This window comes from Aliiglaciecola sp., assembly GCF_039982535.1.
Classification (GTDB): domain Bacteria; phylum Pseudomonadota; class Gammaproteobacteria; order Enterobacterales; family Alteromonadaceae; genus Aliiglaciecola.
The window spans coordinates 163427-182003 of record NZ_JBDWYG010000038.1 but is presented as its reverse complement, the minus strand read 5'-3'; the positions used below and the strand labels follow the sequence as shown (position 1 = coordinate 182003).

Sequence of the window (18577 nt, the reverse complement as noted above, 5' to 3'; positions counted from 1 at the left end):
AGAAATATCAATTTTGAATTCTGCTTAAAAGTGCGAAAAATGACGACATCCGCAGTTTCGCTTGAAAACTCAAAGGTGATCTTACTTATCTACTATTTTTGTCTTTTGTTGAGTGTGAATCCTTAACCAGGTGAACACAGAAATAACTTCCGTATTGGTCCACACCTCGCAAGAGAATGATTGAGCAAATGAGCTACTTATGAACTAAATAAGGCAACTCATGTCAGTAAACTCTGGAATTTTAGCATTATTCCACCGGTTTACGCTACGCTATTTACGGCTAAATAGGGATTTTCCGTATATTAATTAAGGTTTTTCTAAATATAGTGCAATTTATGAGCAGTGCTGAATTTTTTTAAGACCCCTTAAAAATATTAAAAACCCTAACACGCGAACGTTAATTAGGGTTTGATATACCATTTAATAGGAGTCTAACGATCTTCTACCACTCAACTAAAGGATTGATATCCTGTTCGTAATCAACACCTTCAATGTCAAAACCAAATAACTTCAAAAACTCATGGTGATAACCAGCGTAATCACTCAGTTCATGGAAATTATCTTGGGTAACTTGATCCCACAAACCTTTGATAACGGCTTGAGTTGCTTCATTCGTTTCTTTTCCATCCATACGAAGTCTATTGTCTTCGTCAGTTTCAGGAGCATCAGCTAATAATTTTTGCTGGAACAAGCCGGTGATCTGTTCGATACAACCTTCGTGGGTCCCTTCCTGCTTCATCACTTTGTAAATTAATGATATGTACAAAGGCATCACAGGAATGGCCGAACTAGCTTGGGTTACCAACGCTTTTAGCGATGAAACATAAGCAGAAACATTTTTGTCACTGTGCTGCTTAATAATTTCACTGGCTGCACGATCAAGGTCTTCTTTGGCTTTACCAATAGTCGCCTGACCGTAGATAGGCCAAGTTAACTCTTTACCAATATAGGTATAGGCTGTTGTTTTGCAATTTTCTGCCAACAAATCAGCTTCGGCTAAAGCATTCAACCAAAGCTCCCAATCTTCACCACCCATAACTTTAATCGTATTGGCAATTTCGTCTTCGTTTGCAGCTTCTAATTCAATTTCGTGGATCAGATCTTTATCAGTATCATAGGTTTTGGTTTTATAGTTTTGTCCAACCGGCTTTAGAGTAGACTTATACACTTCACCAGTTTCTGGATCGGTTCTGCGAGGAGAAGCCAAACTGTAAATGACCAAATCAACCTTACCTATGTCGGCTTTAAGAGTTTCAATCACTTGTTGTTTGATTTCATTGGAAAATGCATCACCGTTTATGGTTTTTGCATAAATACCAGCGTCTTTTGCTTGCTGATGAAATGCAGCCGTATTATACCAACCCGCAGTACCAGTTTTTCTCTCTGTAGGTGGTTTTTCAAAACAAACACCAAGGGTTTTGGCTCCATAACCGAAAGTCGATACTATGCGAGACGCAAGACCGTAGCCAGTTGAGCACCCCAACACTAGAACGTTTTTGGGTCCTTCTCCTAAATCTCCCTGACTTTTAACATATTCGATTTGTTCTTCAACACTCGCAGCGCAACCAACAGGATGAGCGTTAGTGCAGATAAAGCCACGTACCTTGGGCTTAATTACCATAGTCTATTTTCCTCAAAAATTTTTCCGAACATTTTAAACAGCCGTTTAACTATCAAAACCCAATCACAAACAAGATTTATAAAGGCGTAAGTATAGCTTTCACTGAATAAGCTTCTATTGTAATAGGCATTGCCATAACAACAAATCTGAACAGCTAATTTATTTTCTCTCTTGTCGATTATTATAATATTCCATTTCAGAAAGTTGATGGTATTTAGATACCCCTTCCTGGAATTTTTGGTAAGACGCATAAATTTTAGCAAACGTAGGATCGGCAGCGGATTGCTCCTGCATCACCTCAATGCTAGCGGCATGCAGAGCTACAATGACATCTTTAGGAAGAGGACGCATATCAACGCCATGGGTTTCAACCAGTGCTTGTACAGCATCATTATTTGCTGCCGTATACTCGTCCCACATATCTTGATTCACTGCTCTAGTGGCTACCTCAATTATTGCCTGTAGATCTTCAGGCAAAGATTCATATGCGCTTTTGTTAACAATAAACTCTAAACTAGCCCCAGGTTCATGCCAACCTGAGTGATAATAATACTTTGCCGCCTTATAAAGTCCGAATGATAAATCGTTGTATGGGCCAACCCATTCTGTCGCATCTATGGCACCAGATTGCAAAGACGTAAATAACTCACCGCCGGTCAGGGCCACAGGAATACCACCCAATTTTTTAAGAACCTCAGCCCCTAAACCTGGGATACGCATTTTTAAACCTTGCAAATCTTCCACGCTATTAATTTCTTTTTTGAACCAACCTGCGGTTTGAACACCAGTATTGCCACCAGCAAACGGAATTAAATTAAATGGTGCATAGAGTTCACGCCACATTTCTAAGCCACCACCATAGTGCAGCCAAGCATTAAATTCAGTGGCATTCATGCCAAAGGGGATAGCTGTAAAAATTTGTGCAGCTGGCGCTTTACCTTTCCAATAATAAGAACCTGAATGTCCCATTTCAGCGGCCCCACTGGAAACAGTATCAAACACTTCAAACCCCGGAACCATTTGGCCCGCACCAAAGACTTTAATTTTTAAGCGGCCGTTAGACATGCGCTCAACGTTTTTAGCAAATGTTTCAGGGGCTCTACCTAACCCAGGAAAATTTTTCGGCCACGAAGTGACTAATTTCCATTCATAGGTCTGCTCTGAGGCACTAGCACCAGCATCTGAAGATGACTTGCCACCGCAGGCGGTAACAGCAATGATGCTAAAAAGTAATGAGACAAGTTTTAAGGTTTTCATTTCAATAAATCCATAAGGGTCACAACATAGAAGGCAGCCACGTTACCAGATCCGGCCAAATAGCCAAGCCTATTAATAATAGCAATTGAATAATAATAAAGGGTATCACGCCTTTATATATTTGAGTGGTCTGAACATTAGCAGGCGCGACTCCGCGCAAATAGAACAATGCAAAACCAAAAGGTGGCGTCAAAAACGAAGTTTGCAAATTCACCGCAATCATTATACCTAACCAAATAGGATCGACGCCCATAGCTAACAAAACTGGCGCAATGATAGGCACCACAACAAAAGTAATTTCGATAAAATCGAGAATAAAGCCAAGTAAAAAGATCACTACCATTACTAACAACACGGCACTGAATGTGCCTCCAGGTAGCTGTTCAAAAAAGTGCTCAATTAACTCTTCACCACCAAAGCCTCTAAACACTAAGGAAAATATTGAAGCACCAATGAGAATCAGAAACACCATAGAAGTTACTCGAGTGGTGCTTAACATGACTTCTTTTAACTTGTTCCAATCAACTTGTTTTTGCACTAAGCCCAAAATAAGAGCGCCTGCAGCTCCCACTCCAGCGGCCTCAGTGGGCGTTGCAAATCCCCCTAAGATAGACCCCAAGACCACAAATATGAGGATAAGTGGCGGTAACAAGGCCCCAGCTAAATTAACCGATACTTGTGATTCACGCTGTTCCTCGCCTATGGTTTTATCGATATGGCGGTTAGCAAACAACACCACATAGAGTAAATACATCCCTACCAAAATCATGCCTGGCACTAAGGCACCAATAAATAAATCCCCGACAGAAACCGAATCAGGGGAGAATATCCCCATATTGAGTTGAGCCTGCTGGAATGCGCTTGATAACACATCACCTAACAAAACCAAGGCAATTGAAGGAGGGATAATCTGCCCTAAGGTACCGGTTGCACAGATCGCCCCAGTAGCAAATGAGGGAGAATACCCTTGTTTTAACATGGTAGGTAATGACAACAAGCCCATGGTAACTACGGTAGCGCCGACGATACCGGTGCTGGCTGCTAACAACATACCAACCAAAACCACAGAAATTGCTAAGCCTGAGTTCAATCTACCAAAGACTTGTCCCATGGCGATTAATAGTCTTTCAGCAACTTTGGATTTTTCTAACATGACGCCCATAAACACAAATAAAGGCACGGCAATCAAAGTTTGATTGGTAACTATGCCGTAGAGTCGGCTAGGCACAGCATGCAGGTAAGCGGTATCAAAAACGCCAAATAAAGCGCCACCGCCGGCAAATATTAAAGCGGTACCCGCTAAGGTGTACGCAACGGGATAACCCAGTAATAAGGTTAAACAAACAACTAAAAACATTATCAGTGAGAGGTATTCCATTATTTACCCTCTGTAATTGCGTTTTTAGGATGATTCAACCAGACATTAATATTACGAATTAACTCTGAAATTCCCTGCAAAACCATAAGACCGGCGAACAACAGTATGAAGGTTTTAAGTAAAAAGACAGCAGGTAAACCACCAGCTGCCTGTGAGTCTTCCATTATGGCCCAAGAAGATGTCACGTAGTCCCAGCAAATTATTAATATAAACAGATTCACCGGCAGCATAAAAAATAGAGTACCAAAGGTATCGACTTTAGCTTTTTTAACCTTATCAAACCCACTGTAAAAGATGTCGACTCGAACATGTTCGTTAACCCGTAACGTATGAGCACTGCCCAATAAAAAGACACAGGCGTGCAAATACATAACAGATTCCTGCATCGCAACCCAACCAATATCAAAACCATAACGTAGCACCACAATTAACAATGTGATTAACGCCATAAATAACGTAAACCAGCTTACTAATTTGCAAATATTATCGTTAAAAACGTCAATGGTCCGCGATAGGGATGCGGCGTTAAACATTTCCATACACCTGTCTAATTATTCTATTTGTACGATATTAAACGTTTTTTTCGCAAATAACGCTAGGGCGCAAGCATAAAGATTGTTATATTTTGGCTATATATTAGATTCGGTTTTTCACTTTATTTAGGAAAGGGATAATTTTATTTCCTGCGCATCAAGTGAAACGAAATGGGAATTTGGTGTAAATCCAAAACTGTACCCGCAACTGTAATTGATAGGCAATATTGTCAGTCATAAGTCAGATACCAGCCAGATCTTCAGCTATATCTTTTTTCTAGCGTGCGGGAATTCACGATCGTCTTGGGTAATCATTTCATTGCGAATCCCCCTATTATCAACATCGTTCATGTCGAATAAATCGATACGAAGGCACGCACTCGACTAACAAAAACCTATCGCCAAACTAGTGCGACTCAGATGAATGGGAAAAACTGTCACAGTAATGCTCAAACTTAACCACCTTAATTACTATATTGACGAAAAGCAGATACTTTCTGATATACAGTTTCAGGCAGAAGAAGGGACAATCATTGGGGTGGTTGGACCTAATGGTGTGGGTAAAACCACTTTGTTAAAGTTAATCTCGGGTCAGTATCCGTCCGAGCAACAGGTATTTTGGCAGGCAACCCCAGTTGAAAGTTTCACTGCAAGTATCCGGGCGAAACAAATAGCGGTGGTGAATCAGTTCAATAATAGTGTCTTCAACCTCGATTTAGAACAAATAGTTAGTATGGGCTTACTTCCCCATCAGTCTATATTTTCTAAAGTATCAGTTGAGCATAAAGCCAGAGTTGCAAAAGCAATCGCGCAAGTGGGTTTGACTGAAAAAAGCGACCAACTGTTTAGCTCTTTATCAGGAGGCGAGCAACAACGTGGGCAAATTGCTAGAGCATTGGTGCAAGGAGCAGGGTTATTTGTTTTAGATGAACCCATAAACCATTTAGATGTGTATTATGAGCATCAAATATTATCTTTGTTGTGCAAAATAGCCAAACAAAACAAAGTTACCATAGTGATGAGCTTACATGACTTAAATCACGCAGCCGACTATTGCGATAAAATTTGTCTACTTGCCCAAGGGCAATTGTTAGCCTTCGGCCCACCCAAACAAGTATTGACAGAACAACGCTTGCAACAGGTTTTCAAAACTCCATGCCAAGTAATTGAAAAGCCCAACAATAACAAAATAAGAATCGAATTTTATCCCCCCAACATCGATATTGAAGAGCCCGCAGATGATATGGGTTTAGCTAATGTCTAAGGGCAAGTGGGGATTTCTAGCCAGTTTTAGCATACTTAGTATCTTGGGAGGCCTATTTTTTGGTGCCGCTGACCTAGATTTACTCAGTGTATTACGCTGTATGGCAAATAGTTGTGAAGCCAATGTTGAAGAGGTTATTTTCTGGCAAGTTCGCTTACCTAGGGTGCTTGTGGGCTTTTTAGTGGGCGCGGGATTAGCCGTTGCCGGGGCGACTTTGCAAAACGTATATCGTAACCCTTTAGCCGATCCCTATTTATTTGGAGTGGTTTCTGGAGCAGGTTTAGGAGCAAGTATTGCAACCCTATTGTTTAATGGTAGTTTGGCCTCACACTCTCCCATTTTTGCGTACCTAGCCCAAATCCCCTTTACTTATGCGTTACCGCTAGCTGCGTTCCTTGGTGCATTTCTGGCAGTCATTATTGTGCAAATTTTGTCTCGAAAACTGTTTGGAAATCGTACCGAACATTTACTTTTGGCAGGCGTGGCGGTGTCATTTATGCTCAGTGCCCTAAGCCACTTTTTATTATTTATGGCGGAACCCTTTGCCGCTAATAAAGTGATATTTTGGTTACTAGGAAGCTTAGCCAATGCGCAAATGTGGTTCGTCTGGATTATGCTTCCTATCGTTACTATTAGTGTTGTTTTACTTTGGCTTTTTGGTCGTCATATGGACGCAATGTTATTAGGTGATGAAAACGCTCAAACCTTAGGAATCAAAGTTGATTCACTGCGTTTACTGGTATTAATCATTTGCGCCGCACTAACATCCTGCATAGTCGCATATTGTGGTGGTATCGGCTTTGTTGGGTTAATGATCCCGCATATTGTTAGAGGCTGGTTTGGAGTAACGAGCAGAAATTTAATTGTCGGCTGTGTGTTAGTTGGCGGTAGTTTTTTAATATGGATCGATGTCATCGCCAGGGTGGTTGTGGAAAATCAAGAAATCCCCATTGGGATTATCACATCAGCCATTGGCAGCTTATTTTTCTTATTTGCCCTGCAAAAAAACCGAGGACGCTAATCTTGTCTGTGCCAAACATCAAAAACATTCTGGTGTGTTGTTTATTGGGTTTTCATAGCCTATTGCTATCAACCGCTAATGCCACAACGGTACAGAATTTTGAGCAGGTAAAACAAAACGAACGACAAAATTTTAAAATCATCGCCTTAGCTCCTCATATTGTAGAACTGCTGTTTGACATCGGTGCCGGAGAGCAAATTATTGCCACGGGTTCATATGCCGATTATCCAGAACAAGCCAAAACCTTACCGCGGGTCGGTGATCATAGTCGTTTGCAAATTGAAAAGATTTTGCAGTTAAAACCCGATCTGGTAATCGCATGGAAAAGTGGAAATCCACTTGAGGATTTGGATCGGTTACAACAATTTGGTATTCCAGTGGTTTATTCTGACCCAAAAACCTTAGAAGATGTCGGAAAAGAGTTGCTGATGCTTGGTGATCTAACCGGTAGACAAACTCTAGCAAAGCATCGTGCAGACACTTATTTAACACAATTGGCAAAACTAAGGCACGATTTTGCTAATCAAACACCGGTAAGCGTATTTTTCGAAATTTGGCCTGCTCCCCTGCAAACCATTGCGGGTAATGCTTGGCCCCAACAACATTTAAACACCTGCGGTGCCATCAACATTTTTGCTGAACTAGATAATGACTATCCTTCAGTATCCCTTGAGCAAGTCATTAGCAAAATGCCGCAAGCCATTATTCAACCTAAATCAAATAAGCAGTCAGTCAATAAATTATATAATTGGCAAAAGTTTAGTTTTTTGCCTGCCGTACAGCACGGTTTCATCTTTCGTCCAGACGCCGATAAGCTCTTTCGAATGACCACCCGAGTATTAAGTGAGGTTGAAGTTTTGTGTAAGCAAATTCAGCAGACTAGGCGAATTTATCAGCAGGAGTGATTATCTGACATCCCCTTTACGATATTAAGGCGTGCCCTTGAAAGGAATAGGCACACCTAGATACAAACTGTTTTACGATGCGGCTTGCTTCATCCCACCTAAACAATTAGGTGAGTCTGGCGAGTTACCGTATAAGTTTTGCCATTCTTCTCCGGTGTAAGTATGTAACGCCAATGCATGAATTTGCTCAGCAAGTTCCTCTTTGAGCACAGCGTTTACCGCTCTATGGCGATTAATTAAACGCTTACCTGCAAACTCAGGCGTAACAAGAACAACTTTAAAGTGTGTCTCGGACCCTTTAGGTACGTTGTGCATAAAGCTTTCGTTAATAACCTCCAAATGCGCCGGATTGAAATGCGATAGCAACTTCTTTTCAATATTATTTTGGATATTCATTGTGTGGTTCCTTTGTGTGTCCAACTATAAATTTAGCCTGTTCACGGAAAATTAAAAAACTATTTTTTCATATTTTTGACTAAGTGATTGAGTCAATTAGATATAATTTCCAATCCATGAAGAAGGTGTTTTTATAACGTCTACACTTATTTAATTATGTTACGAAAGGTAAGATTTATACGGCCGCCTACTGACTGACTGCGTTTAGGCAAACTGTGTTGCCAAAATTGTTGAGTATTTCCCGCCATAAGTAACAAGCTGCCATGTTGCAGTGCTAACCTCACCTTTTGACCAGTTTGCATATGTTTAAAATCAAAATCGCGAGTTTGGCCTAAGGTCACAGAGGCTATTGTGGGCTGGTAGCCCAACTCTGTTTCATTATCAGCATGCCACCCCATACTATCTTGACCATTTCGATACCAATTTGCTAAAACCGAATTAAACTCAGTTTTACAAATTTGCGCTAACGAATCTTTTAGTTGGCGTAATTCATTGATCCAGGGATTAGGTACCATGGTCAACCCAGAATATTGATAACTTGCTTGTTGGTCACCGTACCACGCTTGTAAACGGGGAATCGCAACCTTACGACCATAGACCTGAATTGAATCTTGCTGCCAAGCTAATTTAGCCTGTAAATTCTGATATAATTCACTGGCGGTATCTGAATCTAAAAAGTCGGCTTGATAATGCACTACAGCATCTTGCATCGGCATTTGACTCAGACCGACTTGGTGGGATGAAAATAAATCCTGTTGCATAAAACTTACGTGAATCCTGCTGAAATGAATACTAGCTTTAACTTTTTAGAAAAGTCCCTGGAATTATACCGCTATCCAAAGCGAATTACTCACCCTAGTTGGCAAGCATGGGATGCAGCAGATGAATTGCTTCTCGCTCACATTCAACAAAGCCAAGAAAATATCGAGCAAGCTAGCATTGTTGTCCTAAATGACGATTTTGGTGCCTTGAGTTGTTGGTTAAACGAAGCCAAGGTTCACCATGTGAGTGATTCTCTAGTTTCTCAGTTGGCATGTAAACAAAATATAGAACTTAATGGCTTAGACAAGGCTCGAATTACGTATATCGATAGTCTCGCACCCATGCCTCAAGCTCCAGACTGGGTGGTGATTAAAGTCCCAAAAACCTTGGCCTTGTTAGAACATCAGTTAATTCAATTGCAAACCGTGGTTTCACAGAACACGAGAATAATAGCTGGCGCTAAAGCGAAATTGATACAAAAATCCACCTTAGCACTGTTTGAAAAGTATTTGGGCAAAACCCACACATCCTTAGCTAAGAAAAAAGCGCGTTTAATCTTTTGTGAACCTGATCTGGCAATCCAACAAAAGCCCTCGCCCTACCCTAGCGTTTGGAAGATGCAACAAGAACCTTTTACCATTAGCAATCATGCCAATGTATTTGCGCGTCAGCAAATTGATATAGGTGCCCGTTTATTAATTGATAATTTGCCCGATTGCACCGCTAAAACTGTGGTCGATTTAGGTTGTGGGAACGGTGTTTTAGGATTATGTATTCTTAAACGCTATGCGGATGCCCAAGTGATTTTTATGGATGAGTCTTATATGGCGGTGGCATCTGCGAAACTGAATGTGCAAAATAATTTACCCGAAGAGACGCATCGCGCACGTTTTATTGTCAGCAACTGCATGGAAGAATTGGAAAATAACCCACAAGTTGATAAGGTAATTTGCAACCCTCCTTTCCATCAACTGAATACGATTACAGATCATATTGCCAATCAAATGTTTGAGGATGCACGCTCAGCGCTGAAAAAGGGGGGAGAATTGCGGATAATCGGCAATCGACATTTAGAATATCCACAAAAACTAAAACGCCTGTTTGGTGGCTATAACGTCATTTCGAGTGACAAAAAATTTAGTATTTTATCTTCGCTGAAGTAGAGAGTAATTATCATGAAAAAGGCTTTGTTCACCCTAACATTAATCTTCGTCACTTTTTTAGTCCAGGGCAAACCCAAAGACGATGGTTCACAAATTCAACCGGATAATTATTACCCAAGAGTAATGATGCATACCACCATGGGTGACTTTGTTGTCGAACTAGATAGATCTAGAGCGCCCATTACGGTTAATAACTTTTTACGTTATGTGGATAAACGTAGTTTTGAAGGTACAATTTTTCACAGAGTGATAGCCGACTTTGTAGTGCAAGGTGGTGGTTATGATAAAGACTACAAAGATTTATCTAAATTTCCTGATATCTATAACGAAGCCGGAAACGGTTTAAAGAATCGCACCTATACCATTGCGATGGCCCGTTCAAATGATCCCCATACCGCGAACCGTCAATTTTATTTCAATTTAAATGATAATGAGAGTTTAGATCCTGGTAGAAAATGGGGTTACGCTGTATTCGGTTATGTAACAGAGGGCACAGATATTTTAGACGCCATATCTCAGGTAGAAACTCAGTATGACGCCATTGTTGGTTGGGCTGATGTGCCCATAGAGCCGGTACTATTAAACAAAGTGACGATTTTACCCCCCCTATAATGCTTCCGGCTTGGTGTAGGTAAAGAGTTTTGTATCTACACCTTGGTGTTGAATAACCTTAGTAAATTCAAACCCCAATCGTTCAATTAGATTAATTGATTGCGTATTTTCTGGCGATATCATTGCATGCACGGTTTTTAAACCTAGACGCTTACAATCCGCTGATAAGACTCCACCACAGGCCTCTAAGGTTAATCCTTTGCGTCTAAATTCAGGCAAAATAGCATAGCCAATATCGGGGTATTCAAGAAAGGGTCTTTTTAACATTCCGCAGATACCCATGGGGCGATTTTTGCGGTTATCGCAAAATACGTACAGTCCATAACCATTTTCTCGATAAGAGACAAAGGGCCCATTTTCAATAAATTCACGTGCATCTGCTTGATTGTGAATATTACGGTCACCTATATGCCGGATCCAATCCGGATCATTAACCAAATCTAGGATAAAATAAGCTTCTGCTAGGGTGACTTTACGGATATTTAAACGCTCAGTTTGAGCTACTAGGGTACCTTTACAATTCATGAACCTGGTGCATCATTTGGTTGTGAAAAAACACTACGGACTTTATTTTTGCCAGCCTTTTTAGCAAGGTACAAAGCTTTATCCGCTTTTTCTAATAGAGCCATAACGCTCTCTCCTTGCATTGAAGTAAGACCAACACTAATAGATATATCGCAATCTAATTTTTGACTATTGATTGTTCGAACTTCATCGCGCATTCTGTCTGCAATTTGAAGAGCATTATTTTGATTAGTTTCAATTAAAATCACTAAAAACTCATCGCCGCCCATTCTACCAACATAATCAACATCGCGAACGTGTTTTTTAATGCTAGTTGAGATATCGATTAGTATTTGGTCACCAAAAACATGTCCAAAGCCATCATTAATTTGCTTGAAGTTATCCACGTCAATCATCAGTAAAGATAAAGAATGGTCAAAGCGCTCACTCCGTGCCATTTCTCTTTTAAGGGCACTATCAATGGCTCGGCGATTCAGTAGTTTGGTTAAGTGATCTTGTTGCGAAAGGGTTTGTAATTGCTTATTCGTATTAGTTAAGGAATAAATGGTTTCAAAGCTTTTCAATCTGGTTTTTTCGACCAAATGGGCAACCGCAAAACACCCTAAAACGCTACTAAAAGCGATGCTAATGTGAGGCCATAGATCAATGGAATCTGTGCCCCAAATAAGCCCAACAAGCAGTCCAGCAAAAGCCACCACAAGAATACTCAAAAGATAACTTAGGTAACCTTGGAGGGAACAGCACAGTAACACCATAATAATCGTAAAAGGCGCAATCCCCTGACCATCATTCACACTTAGCAGAGACCAAAAAACACCTACAGTGGCAAAAAATATTGAGAAAATAATTTCAATGGCATTGCCAAAAGAGAGTAACTTTGGAAAACGTTGTAATTTGCTTAATAGAAATGCATTGGTCAAAGCAAATAGAAATGACACTAAGTACAACAAAGTATATGGAATATTGGCAGCAAAAAGCACGCCTTCTCCCAGACGAAAATGACTTAGTAATTGGATACCAAAAACTACAGATGCCAAATAAGAAAAGTAAATGGCGTACTGAATGTTATTGGAATTACTTTGTACCAAATATTCCGCTAGAAAAGCAGGCTTTGGTTTGGGAAAAAGTTGTGACATCAATCCACTCGTCAAATCGAAACCGAAAAACACTCACATTCATTGGTATATAAACTAAGTAATAAGTGTTAGTGCGTCGATTAAAAATCCTTCAAATTCAGTTTAACAAAAATGTGAAGGCATACCATGTATTTTGTTAACTTTGACGATTAAATTTTAGTTTAGATTGTTGAACTATGCATTTCCAATTGAAAAACTCATGACTTGGTCGATGTTTTGAACCTCACAAGCTAACATCACTAATCTATCCACACCTAGGGCAACCCCTGAACAATCAGGTAAACCGTTTTCCATCGCAGCCATCAAATGCTCATCTAAACCTACTTCAGGCAGACCAGTTTGCTGGCGAACCTGATTATCGTTTTCAAACCGTGACAATTGTTCCTTAACATCAGTTAATTCGTAATAGCCGTTTGCAAGCTCCAACCCTTTGAAATAAATTTCAAATCGTTCCGCCACACGAGGATCGTCCTGTTTTATGCGAGCTAGAGCTGCTTGTGACGCTGGAAAATCAGTTAACGCCACAGGTTTAACAAGGCCAATTTTAGGTTCTACAACTTGACTGCAAAGCAATTGTAGAAGCACATCTTTTGAAGTCTCATGCTGAGCAATATTAGTAAACCCAAAATATTCTGCTTTGCGTTTTAAGTCTTCTAAAGTGCAGCACAAGGGATCAATATCACAATAAGTGAGAAAAGCTTGCTGATAAGTGAGTCTATCGAGGGGATCGGTTTTGAGTATCTTTTGCAAGAGCTCATCTATTTCGTCAATTAGCTGGGATGAATTAAAACCGACGCGATACCACTCTAACATGGTAAATTCAGGATTATGATGCTTACCAGATTCTTCATTGCGAAAGGATTTACATATCTGAAAGATACTGCCACTTCCGGCACATAATAAACGCTTCATGGCAAACTCTGGAGATGTCTGCAAAAATAAATTTTCAGTTTCTGGCTTCAAAGGGCTATTAAATTGTGTGCAAAATCCCTGAAGATGTATGTCGGTGACACTTGCATGTGCTAACACCGGGGTTTCCACTTCTAATACGTTACGATGAGCGAAAAACTCACGGATCTGAGTATTAATCTCTGCACGCTTTTTCAAGGTTTGAATAGTTGCGGTGGGTCGCCAGTTGACTGATGAATTCATAAAAACCAGATAATTTGAGAGCCCAATGGATATTGGGCCCTAGACGTGAAAACTTACTTTTGCGCCCGTGAAACGTATTCACCGCTGCGCGTATCTACTCGTATTACTTCACCCCTTTGTACAAACAAAGGAACTCGAACTACGGCACCAGTCACCAAAGTAGCAGGTTTGCCACCTGTTCCAGCAGTATCACCTTTTAGACCAGGATCAGTTTCAGTGATCTCTAGTTCAACAAAATTAGGTGGTGTTACAACGATTGGGCTACCGTTCCACAGGGTAATTGTGCAATTGTCGTTCTCAACTAACCACTTCACACTCTCACCTACGGCTTTTTCGTCAGCAGCAATTTGTTCAAAAGTTTCGTTGTTCATAAAATGGTAAAATTCACCATCGTTATAAAGATACGTTAGTTCCGTATCCATTACATCTGCACCTTCTACGCTGTCACCGGATTTAAAGGTTTTCTCTAACACTTTTCCGGAAATAAGCTTACGAATTTTAACTCGGTTAAAGGCCTGACCTTTACCTGGTTTTACATATTCGTTCTCAAGAACGTTGCAAGGTTCGCCGTCGAGCATTATCTTTAAGCCCGCTTTGAATTCATTTGTGCTGTAATTAGCCATAAACCCTCTAAATTAATCGATTGAGTACTCGTTTGGCCAAGATAATACCTAAAAAATCCATCTCTGTAGAGAGTAACTGGCAAAAAGAACTAGCAACTAGCTTTAATGATCCGCAAAAACTACTGAAATATTTAAATATTCCAGTGGAAGAACAGATTAAAAATATAACGGCTAGGTCACTTTTCCCCATGCGTGTTCCACAACACTTTGCTAACTTGATGAGCAAAGGTGACACCCAAGATCCGTTATTCAAACAAATATTTCCGTTATATGACGAGTTCCTTGAAGACCCCGAATACACTGTTGACCCTTTACTAGAACAAGAAACACCGCAACAAGGAATTTTGCATAAGTATCAAACTCGGGCGCTATTAATGGTTCGTGGTGGGTGTGCGGTTAACTGCCGTTATTGTTTCCGTCGACACTTCCCCTATCAGCAAAATAGTTTAAATAAACAGGGATGGATAGAAGCCTTAGATTATATTGCTCAAGATTCAAAATTAAATGAGATAATCTACTCTGGTGGTGATCCACTAATGGCCAAAGATGACTTTCTAGCATGGCTAACCAAAGAGATTGAACAGATTCCTCACATAACGCGACTAAGAATGCACACCCGCTTACCAGTAGTCATTCCGAATCGAATAGACGCTCAGTTTGTTAAATGGATTAGCCAATCTAGGTTAAAAATGATCATGGTATTGCATATCAATCATGCTAATGAAATCGACACAAAGTTAATCTCAAAGCTAAATTTACTGCGGGAAAATCAGGTGACACTGCTGAATCAATCTGTATTGCTTGCGGGCGTAAACAATACCGCCGAGAGCCAAATAGCCTTAAGTGAACGTTTATTTGAAGCAGGCGTGATGCCATATTATTTGCATATGCTAGATAAAGTAAAAGGTGCTACCCACTTTGACGTGAATGAAAATCAAGCAAGGGAAATCATGGCAGAAATGATAAAGCGCTTGCCAGGTTTTCTTGTCCCGAAACTCGTAAGAGAAATAGGCGGACAACCTGGCAAGACACCTTTAGACTTACATCTTCACCCTTAAATTAGGCAAATGTGTTTACATTTGACCCAATTGCAGGATTAGAAGAAACTTTTGGTACGTCAGCCGCTGATTCCAACAACTGAAGCGTCGCTTGACCTTGCGTCTCTTGATTTGATTTCGCGAGTTGCAAAGCTTTGGTTTCAAGTGACGCACCGGTAGCCCCTGATGCATTTACACCCTGAAGTTCCATACCAATTACCTCATTGCTTGTAGCAATTTAAAAAAACAGGCAGAATTACCCGTCTACGCTTGTTATCGACTCTAATCAAACATTCTTGAGTATTTTTTTTCACTTTATTGAGATTATTTTCCATGTCCCCACAATTGAACGCTACACTTCGCCCGTTATTTGAGAAATTAACTGAAAATATGCAGCTTATTTATCGTAAAGCTATAGATGCAGACGAAGCACTTTCTAAACTGCAACAATCAGGAAAAGGCAAGTTTAATCATATATTTGCAGAAGACGCGGGATTTGGCGTTCAAAGTAAACGATTCATGCCCTATGTGAAAGAGCTTGCCGCCGAGGTCGCTGAACTTGAAACCGCGGAGCAACAAAAGTTCGAGAATGCTCTGCCTGGAATAGTCAAAAAAATGGAATTATTACTCAGTACTTTAAGTCAATTGAAAACGACTCTTTAGTAACAAGGCTAATATGAAACACGGCTAAAATCATATTGATAAAGCCAATATAGTTGGACAGGTTGTTTTTTGAGCAAAATACACCATAATTATAAGCAGAGGTTCAGGTATTTAAACTCGATTTGTAAGTGTAGAACATAGTAATCAACTATGTGCAAAGTTTGGAGGTGAGATCATGGAAATTACAACAAGTAACAGTCTAAATAATATATCTAACTCTCTTTCCAATACTTCAAATAGTAAAGAGCCTAGCCTCAATGCCTTCGGCATAGGGAATGCAAACAAACCAGAGGTTGAGCTCTCCGCTCAAGCTAGAATTTTACAACAAAACGAACAAACTGTGCGGGAACGGACTCAACCTGAACAAAACCAAAATACAGAGGCAGATAATCAAAATGATAGTGCTGAAGGTCTCTCTGGTAATGAGTATATTCGTGTTTCCAGCAGCGTTGGCTCTGCAGCCAAAAATAATTTAACCACTGAAAAGGCCACTGAAGTTTACCGCTCTATTCAAGAACTCTTGTAGCACCGCCTATCATTGGAGGGTATCAGAGTTACTATTTTTAACCTTGAATTCTAGGTACAAAGGTAGGAGTTCAAGATGCTGGTTAATTTGAGCAACCATCTGCTTGTATTCGTCACTTTCAACATTTCCATATTGCTTAATAAAAGCCTGTTTACTCAAGCCTTCAGGTAAATTATCGATAGCAGGGAAAAATACATCTTCGCTTTCTACTTGTGCTAAGGCATCTTGGAAAGCTTTAGCGTAGATAGGATCGATAGCCATAGACGCGAATTTAATTCCAGCCAGGTCAGCAGCTAAATCAGCAAAGCTAAAACCAGATCCCCCCTCAGCCCTATCCATTAATTCTTTAAACTCTCCAACGGCATGACTTATTCCTTGTTGGGTTAAAATCTTTATTGCTGAGGAAATGACAAAATGTTGGGTTAAATCGCTACGCCCTCTTAAAAGGGGACGGTAATAAGGCATAACTAGTTTATTTTGATAAGGCTGCACGTCACCTATAAAGTTCGCCATGCGGTGGTGACCTACATAAATTGCTAAGGCTAATAAGGCCGATTCATTTTCCATGACTGCGCTAGATTGAGGGGTCCTAGACTTGACCTTTTTGAATAGCGGATTCATAAAATCAGATAATGGCAATCCACCACGGTGCTGAGAAAAGCTCAAACTATCTAAAAATGCCAAATAATAACGAACTCTTTGTTTAAGCTCCTCATCACCGCTGCCTGAGAGTCCATTTTTGATTTCATTTAAGCTAACTAAAAAGTCATGAATAGGAATTAACTTTACCTTCAATTCCTCAGCAGAAACGGCCACTTCAGAGATTTGATTCAAAGCCAAGTCACCCAATTCGCTCTTAGTCCAACGGTTGACGATAAAAGTCATCATTGAAATCCCCCAATCTCCGGATATAGGCAGATCCCCTAAATTTACATTTTCCAGTTTAATGCCCGGGGCGGAATACAAATCGCCTTGCAAATTAATGTAGGCAGAGGGCCATTTAATTGGGATTTTATAACTAAATTTAACGCCTAGTTTTTCGGAGTTTGTTTCAATTTGACCAGAGAACTCTGGTACAGCACGTTGTAAAAAGCCAACAATACTGTTCATTTGCGGTTTAGAAATGGTAATGGTTTGGGGAATGTAACGCTTACGAGTAATTTGCCTCGTTTGATCGATTAGAACGTTGATGCTATCAGCATCGTCAACTTGCACAGATGCGTTGGCGATAACTATGGGTTTTGATTCAACAATTAGTACAACTAATATAACTAAAATTGCCACTAAGAGTAGTAAGAATAGTTTGCATAATTTAAGTGCTTTAGACATCAGTGACCGTCCAAACGACTCGTAACACTAACCTGATAAAAATCATCCTTGTTTTACCGATTTGCTTGATGAATGAGTAGGAAAACCAACTCTTTATTCTGTTTAAAACCTGAACAATAAGTCACTTTTTAACAGTCTATATCGACGACCTCTATAGTACAGTCTGGCTCTGCAAAAGAGTCATATATCACATAGCATCCCTGGTCGGTTGGGACTCCTGAACTAGGTACACTGTAACCTATCAATGCATACTGATTAGTTGTTTTCCTTTCTAGATCTTCATCTGATGAAATTTCCATGAATTCGAAGAAATCCACAGCATCGCCAAACTCAGACTCCGCTTCAGGGCAAAGATTTCCAAAGTAAAGTTCGGTCTCTGCAAAGCCGAAGTCAACAACAAGCTCTGATTGACCGTCAACTGGATTCACCGTAGAAGTTTCAAGCCCTTGAATTCTGGCTTTATTTTGCACTAAACGAACGGTGGCACGCATATTTCCAGCCATACTATTTAATACAGAAATCTTTGCATCACTTGAAATGCCTACGAATTTTGGCGCAGCAAATACGGATAAGATACCTAATATAACGATAACTAAAATTAATTCTATCAGAGTAAAACCACGTTGAACTAAATTCACACATTCACCTGTTTATTTGTTACTTTTTATAGCTAA

At 40.1% G+C, this 18577-nt stretch carries 21 protein-coding genes and 1 riboswitch; of the genes, 8 read left to right on the top strand and 13 right to left on the bottom strand.

Annotated elements, in window-relative coordinates:
• Positions 1-442 precede the first annotated feature (442 nt).
• From fabV to ABJV04_RS09955, 4 genes are all read right to left on the bottom strand, one after another.
• Positions 443-1621, bottom strand: coding sequence for an enoyl-ACP reductase FabV (gene fabV / locus ABJV04_RS09970; protein ID WP_348491375.1), 1179 nt, complete (start codon positions 1619-1621; stop codon positions 443-445).
• 159 nt (positions 1622-1780) lie between these two features.
• Positions 1781-2878: a TRAP transporter substrate-binding protein gene (locus ABJV04_RS09965; RefSeq protein ID WP_348491374.1), complete on the bottom strand. Its 1098-nt coding sequence runs from the start codon at positions 2876-2878 to the stop codon at positions 1781-1783.
• 19 nt (positions 2879-2897) lie between these two features.
• The gene (locus tag ABJV04_RS09960; protein ID WP_348491373.1) at positions 2898-4256 is read right to left on the bottom strand and encodes a TRAP transporter large permease subunit; all 1359 of its coding nucleotides are present in this window, start codon (positions 4254-4256) and stop codon (positions 2898-2900) included.
• Positions 4256-4789: a TRAP transporter small permease subunit gene (locus ABJV04_RS09955; protein ID WP_348491372.1), complete on the bottom strand. Its 534-nt coding sequence runs from the start codon at positions 4787-4789 to the stop codon at positions 4256-4258. The genes ABJV04_RS09960 and ABJV04_RS09955 overlap by 1 nt, the downstream gene beginning before the upstream one ends.
• Positions 4790-4931: 142 nt before the next feature.
• A riboswitch (cobalamin riboswitch) is annotated at positions 4932-5061 on the top strand.
• 173 nt (positions 5062-5234) lie between these two features.
• On the opposite strand from ABJV04_RS09955, the gene ABJV04_RS09950 reads away from it, so the two are divergent.
• From ABJV04_RS09950 to ABJV04_RS09940, 3 genes are read left to right on the top strand one after another with little or no spacing between them, the layout of a single operon-like run.
• Entirely contained in the window at positions 5235-6053 is an 819-nt protein-coding gene (locus ABJV04_RS09950; RefSeq protein ID WP_348491371.1) for an ABC transporter ATP-binding protein, read from the top strand.
• Positions 6046-7074 (top strand): iron ABC transporter permease, encoded by a 1029-nt coding sequence (locus tag ABJV04_RS09945; protein ID WP_348491370.1) that lies wholly within the window; start codon positions 6046-6048, stop codon positions 7072-7074. Before ABJV04_RS09950 ends, ABJV04_RS09945 begins: the two co-directional genes overlap by 8 nt.
• 8 nt (positions 7075-7082) lie before the next feature.
• The gene (locus ABJV04_RS09940; RefSeq protein ID WP_348491667.1) at positions 7083-7979 is read left to right on the top strand and encodes a cobalamin-binding protein; all 897 of its coding nucleotides are present in this window, start codon (positions 7083-7085) and stop codon (positions 7977-7979) included.
• 72 nt (positions 7980-8051) lie between these two features.
• Here ABJV04_RS09940 and ABJV04_RS09935 read toward each other — a convergent pair whose 3' ends face one another.
• A complete protein-coding gene (locus ABJV04_RS09935; protein ID WP_348491369.1) occupies positions 8052-8375 on the bottom strand; it encodes a BolA/IbaG family iron-sulfur metabolism protein in 324 nt (107 codons plus the stop codon).
• A gap of 146 nt (positions 8376-8521) precedes the next feature.
• The gene (locus tag ABJV04_RS09930) at positions 8522-9136 is read right to left on the bottom strand and encodes an alpha-ketoglutarate-dependent dioxygenase AlkB (RefSeq protein ID WP_348491368.1); all 615 of its coding nucleotides are present in this window, start codon (positions 9134-9136) and stop codon (positions 8522-8524) included.
• A gap of 24 nt (positions 9137-9160) precedes the next feature.
• Between ABJV04_RS09930 and ABJV04_RS09925 the strand changes: the two genes are divergently transcribed.
• Positions 9161-10300, top strand: coding sequence for a methyltransferase (locus tag ABJV04_RS09925; protein WP_348491666.1), 1140 nt, complete (start codon positions 9161-9163; stop codon positions 10298-10300).
• Between the two features lie 12 nt (positions 10301-10312).
• Complete coding sequence (locus ABJV04_RS09920; protein WP_348491367.1) at positions 10313-10912, top strand: peptidylprolyl isomerase; 600 nt, start codon at positions 10313-10315, stop codon at positions 10910-10912.
• Here the strand turns inward: ABJV04_RS09920 and ABJV04_RS09915 are convergent.
• The 4 genes from ABJV04_RS09915 to efp form a co-directional block, all read right to left on the bottom strand.
• Complete coding sequence (locus ABJV04_RS09915; RefSeq protein WP_348491366.1) at positions 10907-11437, bottom strand: GNAT family N-acetyltransferase; 531 nt, start codon at positions 11435-11437, stop codon at positions 10907-10909. The two genes, ABJV04_RS09920 and ABJV04_RS09915, sit on opposite strands and share 6 nt — an antisense overlap.
• Entirely contained in the window at positions 11434-12573 is a 1140-nt protein-coding gene (locus ABJV04_RS09910; protein WP_348491365.1) for a GGDEF domain-containing protein, read from the bottom strand. The genes ABJV04_RS09915 and ABJV04_RS09910 overlap by 4 nt, the downstream gene beginning before the upstream one ends.
• 174 nt (positions 12574-12747) lie before the next feature.
• Positions 12748-13725, bottom strand: a complete 978-nt coding sequence (epmA, locus tag ABJV04_RS09905) for an elongation factor P--(R)-beta-lysine ligase (protein ID WP_348491364.1) — start codon at positions 13723-13725, stop codon at positions 12748-12750.
• Positions 13726-13778: 53 nt separating this feature from the next.
• The gene (gene efp / locus ABJV04_RS09900) at positions 13779-14348 is read right to left on the bottom strand and encodes an elongation factor P (RefSeq protein WP_348491363.1); all 570 of its coding nucleotides are present in this window, start codon (positions 14346-14348) and stop codon (positions 13779-13781) included.
• 32 nt (positions 14349-14380) lie between these two features.
• Here efp and epmB point away from each other — a divergent pair, with 32 nt between their 5' ends.
• A complete protein-coding gene (epmB, locus tag ABJV04_RS09895) occupies positions 14381-15406 on the top strand; it encodes an EF-P beta-lysylation protein EpmB (RefSeq protein ID WP_348491362.1) in 1026 nt (341 codons plus the stop codon).
• A 1-nt stretch (position 15407) separates the two neighbouring features.
• On the opposite strand, the gene ABJV04_RS09890 is transcribed toward epmB, so the two are convergent.
• A complete protein-coding gene (locus ABJV04_RS09890; protein ID WP_348491361.1) occupies positions 15408-15596 on the bottom strand; it encodes a hypothetical protein in 189 nt (62 codons plus the stop codon).
• A 122-nt stretch (positions 15597-15718) separates the two neighbouring features.
• On the opposite strand from ABJV04_RS09890, the gene ABJV04_RS09885 reads away from it, so the two are divergent.
• On the top strand, positions 15719-16048 hold the full coding sequence (locus tag ABJV04_RS09885; protein WP_348491360.1) for a hypothetical protein: 330 nt from the start codon (positions 15719-15721) through the stop codon (positions 16046-16048).
• 175 nt (positions 16049-16223) lie between these two features.
• Entirely contained in the window at positions 16224-16574 is a 351-nt protein-coding gene (locus ABJV04_RS09880; RefSeq protein WP_348491359.1) for a hypothetical protein, read from the top strand.
• Between the two features lie 9 nt (positions 16575-16583).
• Here ABJV04_RS09880 and ABJV04_RS09875 read toward each other — a convergent pair whose 3' ends face one another.
• Together ABJV04_RS09875 and ABJV04_RS09870 are read right to left on the bottom strand one after the other, a co-directional pair.
• A complete protein-coding gene (locus tag ABJV04_RS09875; protein ID WP_348491358.1) occupies positions 16584-17903 on the bottom strand; it encodes a hypothetical protein in 1320 nt (439 codons plus the stop codon).
• 128 nt (positions 17904-18031) lie between these two features.
• Positions 18032-18541: a type II secretion system protein gene (locus tag ABJV04_RS09870; protein WP_348491357.1), complete on the bottom strand. Its 510-nt coding sequence runs from the start codon at positions 18539-18541 to the stop codon at positions 18032-18034.
• Positions 18542-18577 lie beyond the last annotated feature (36 nt).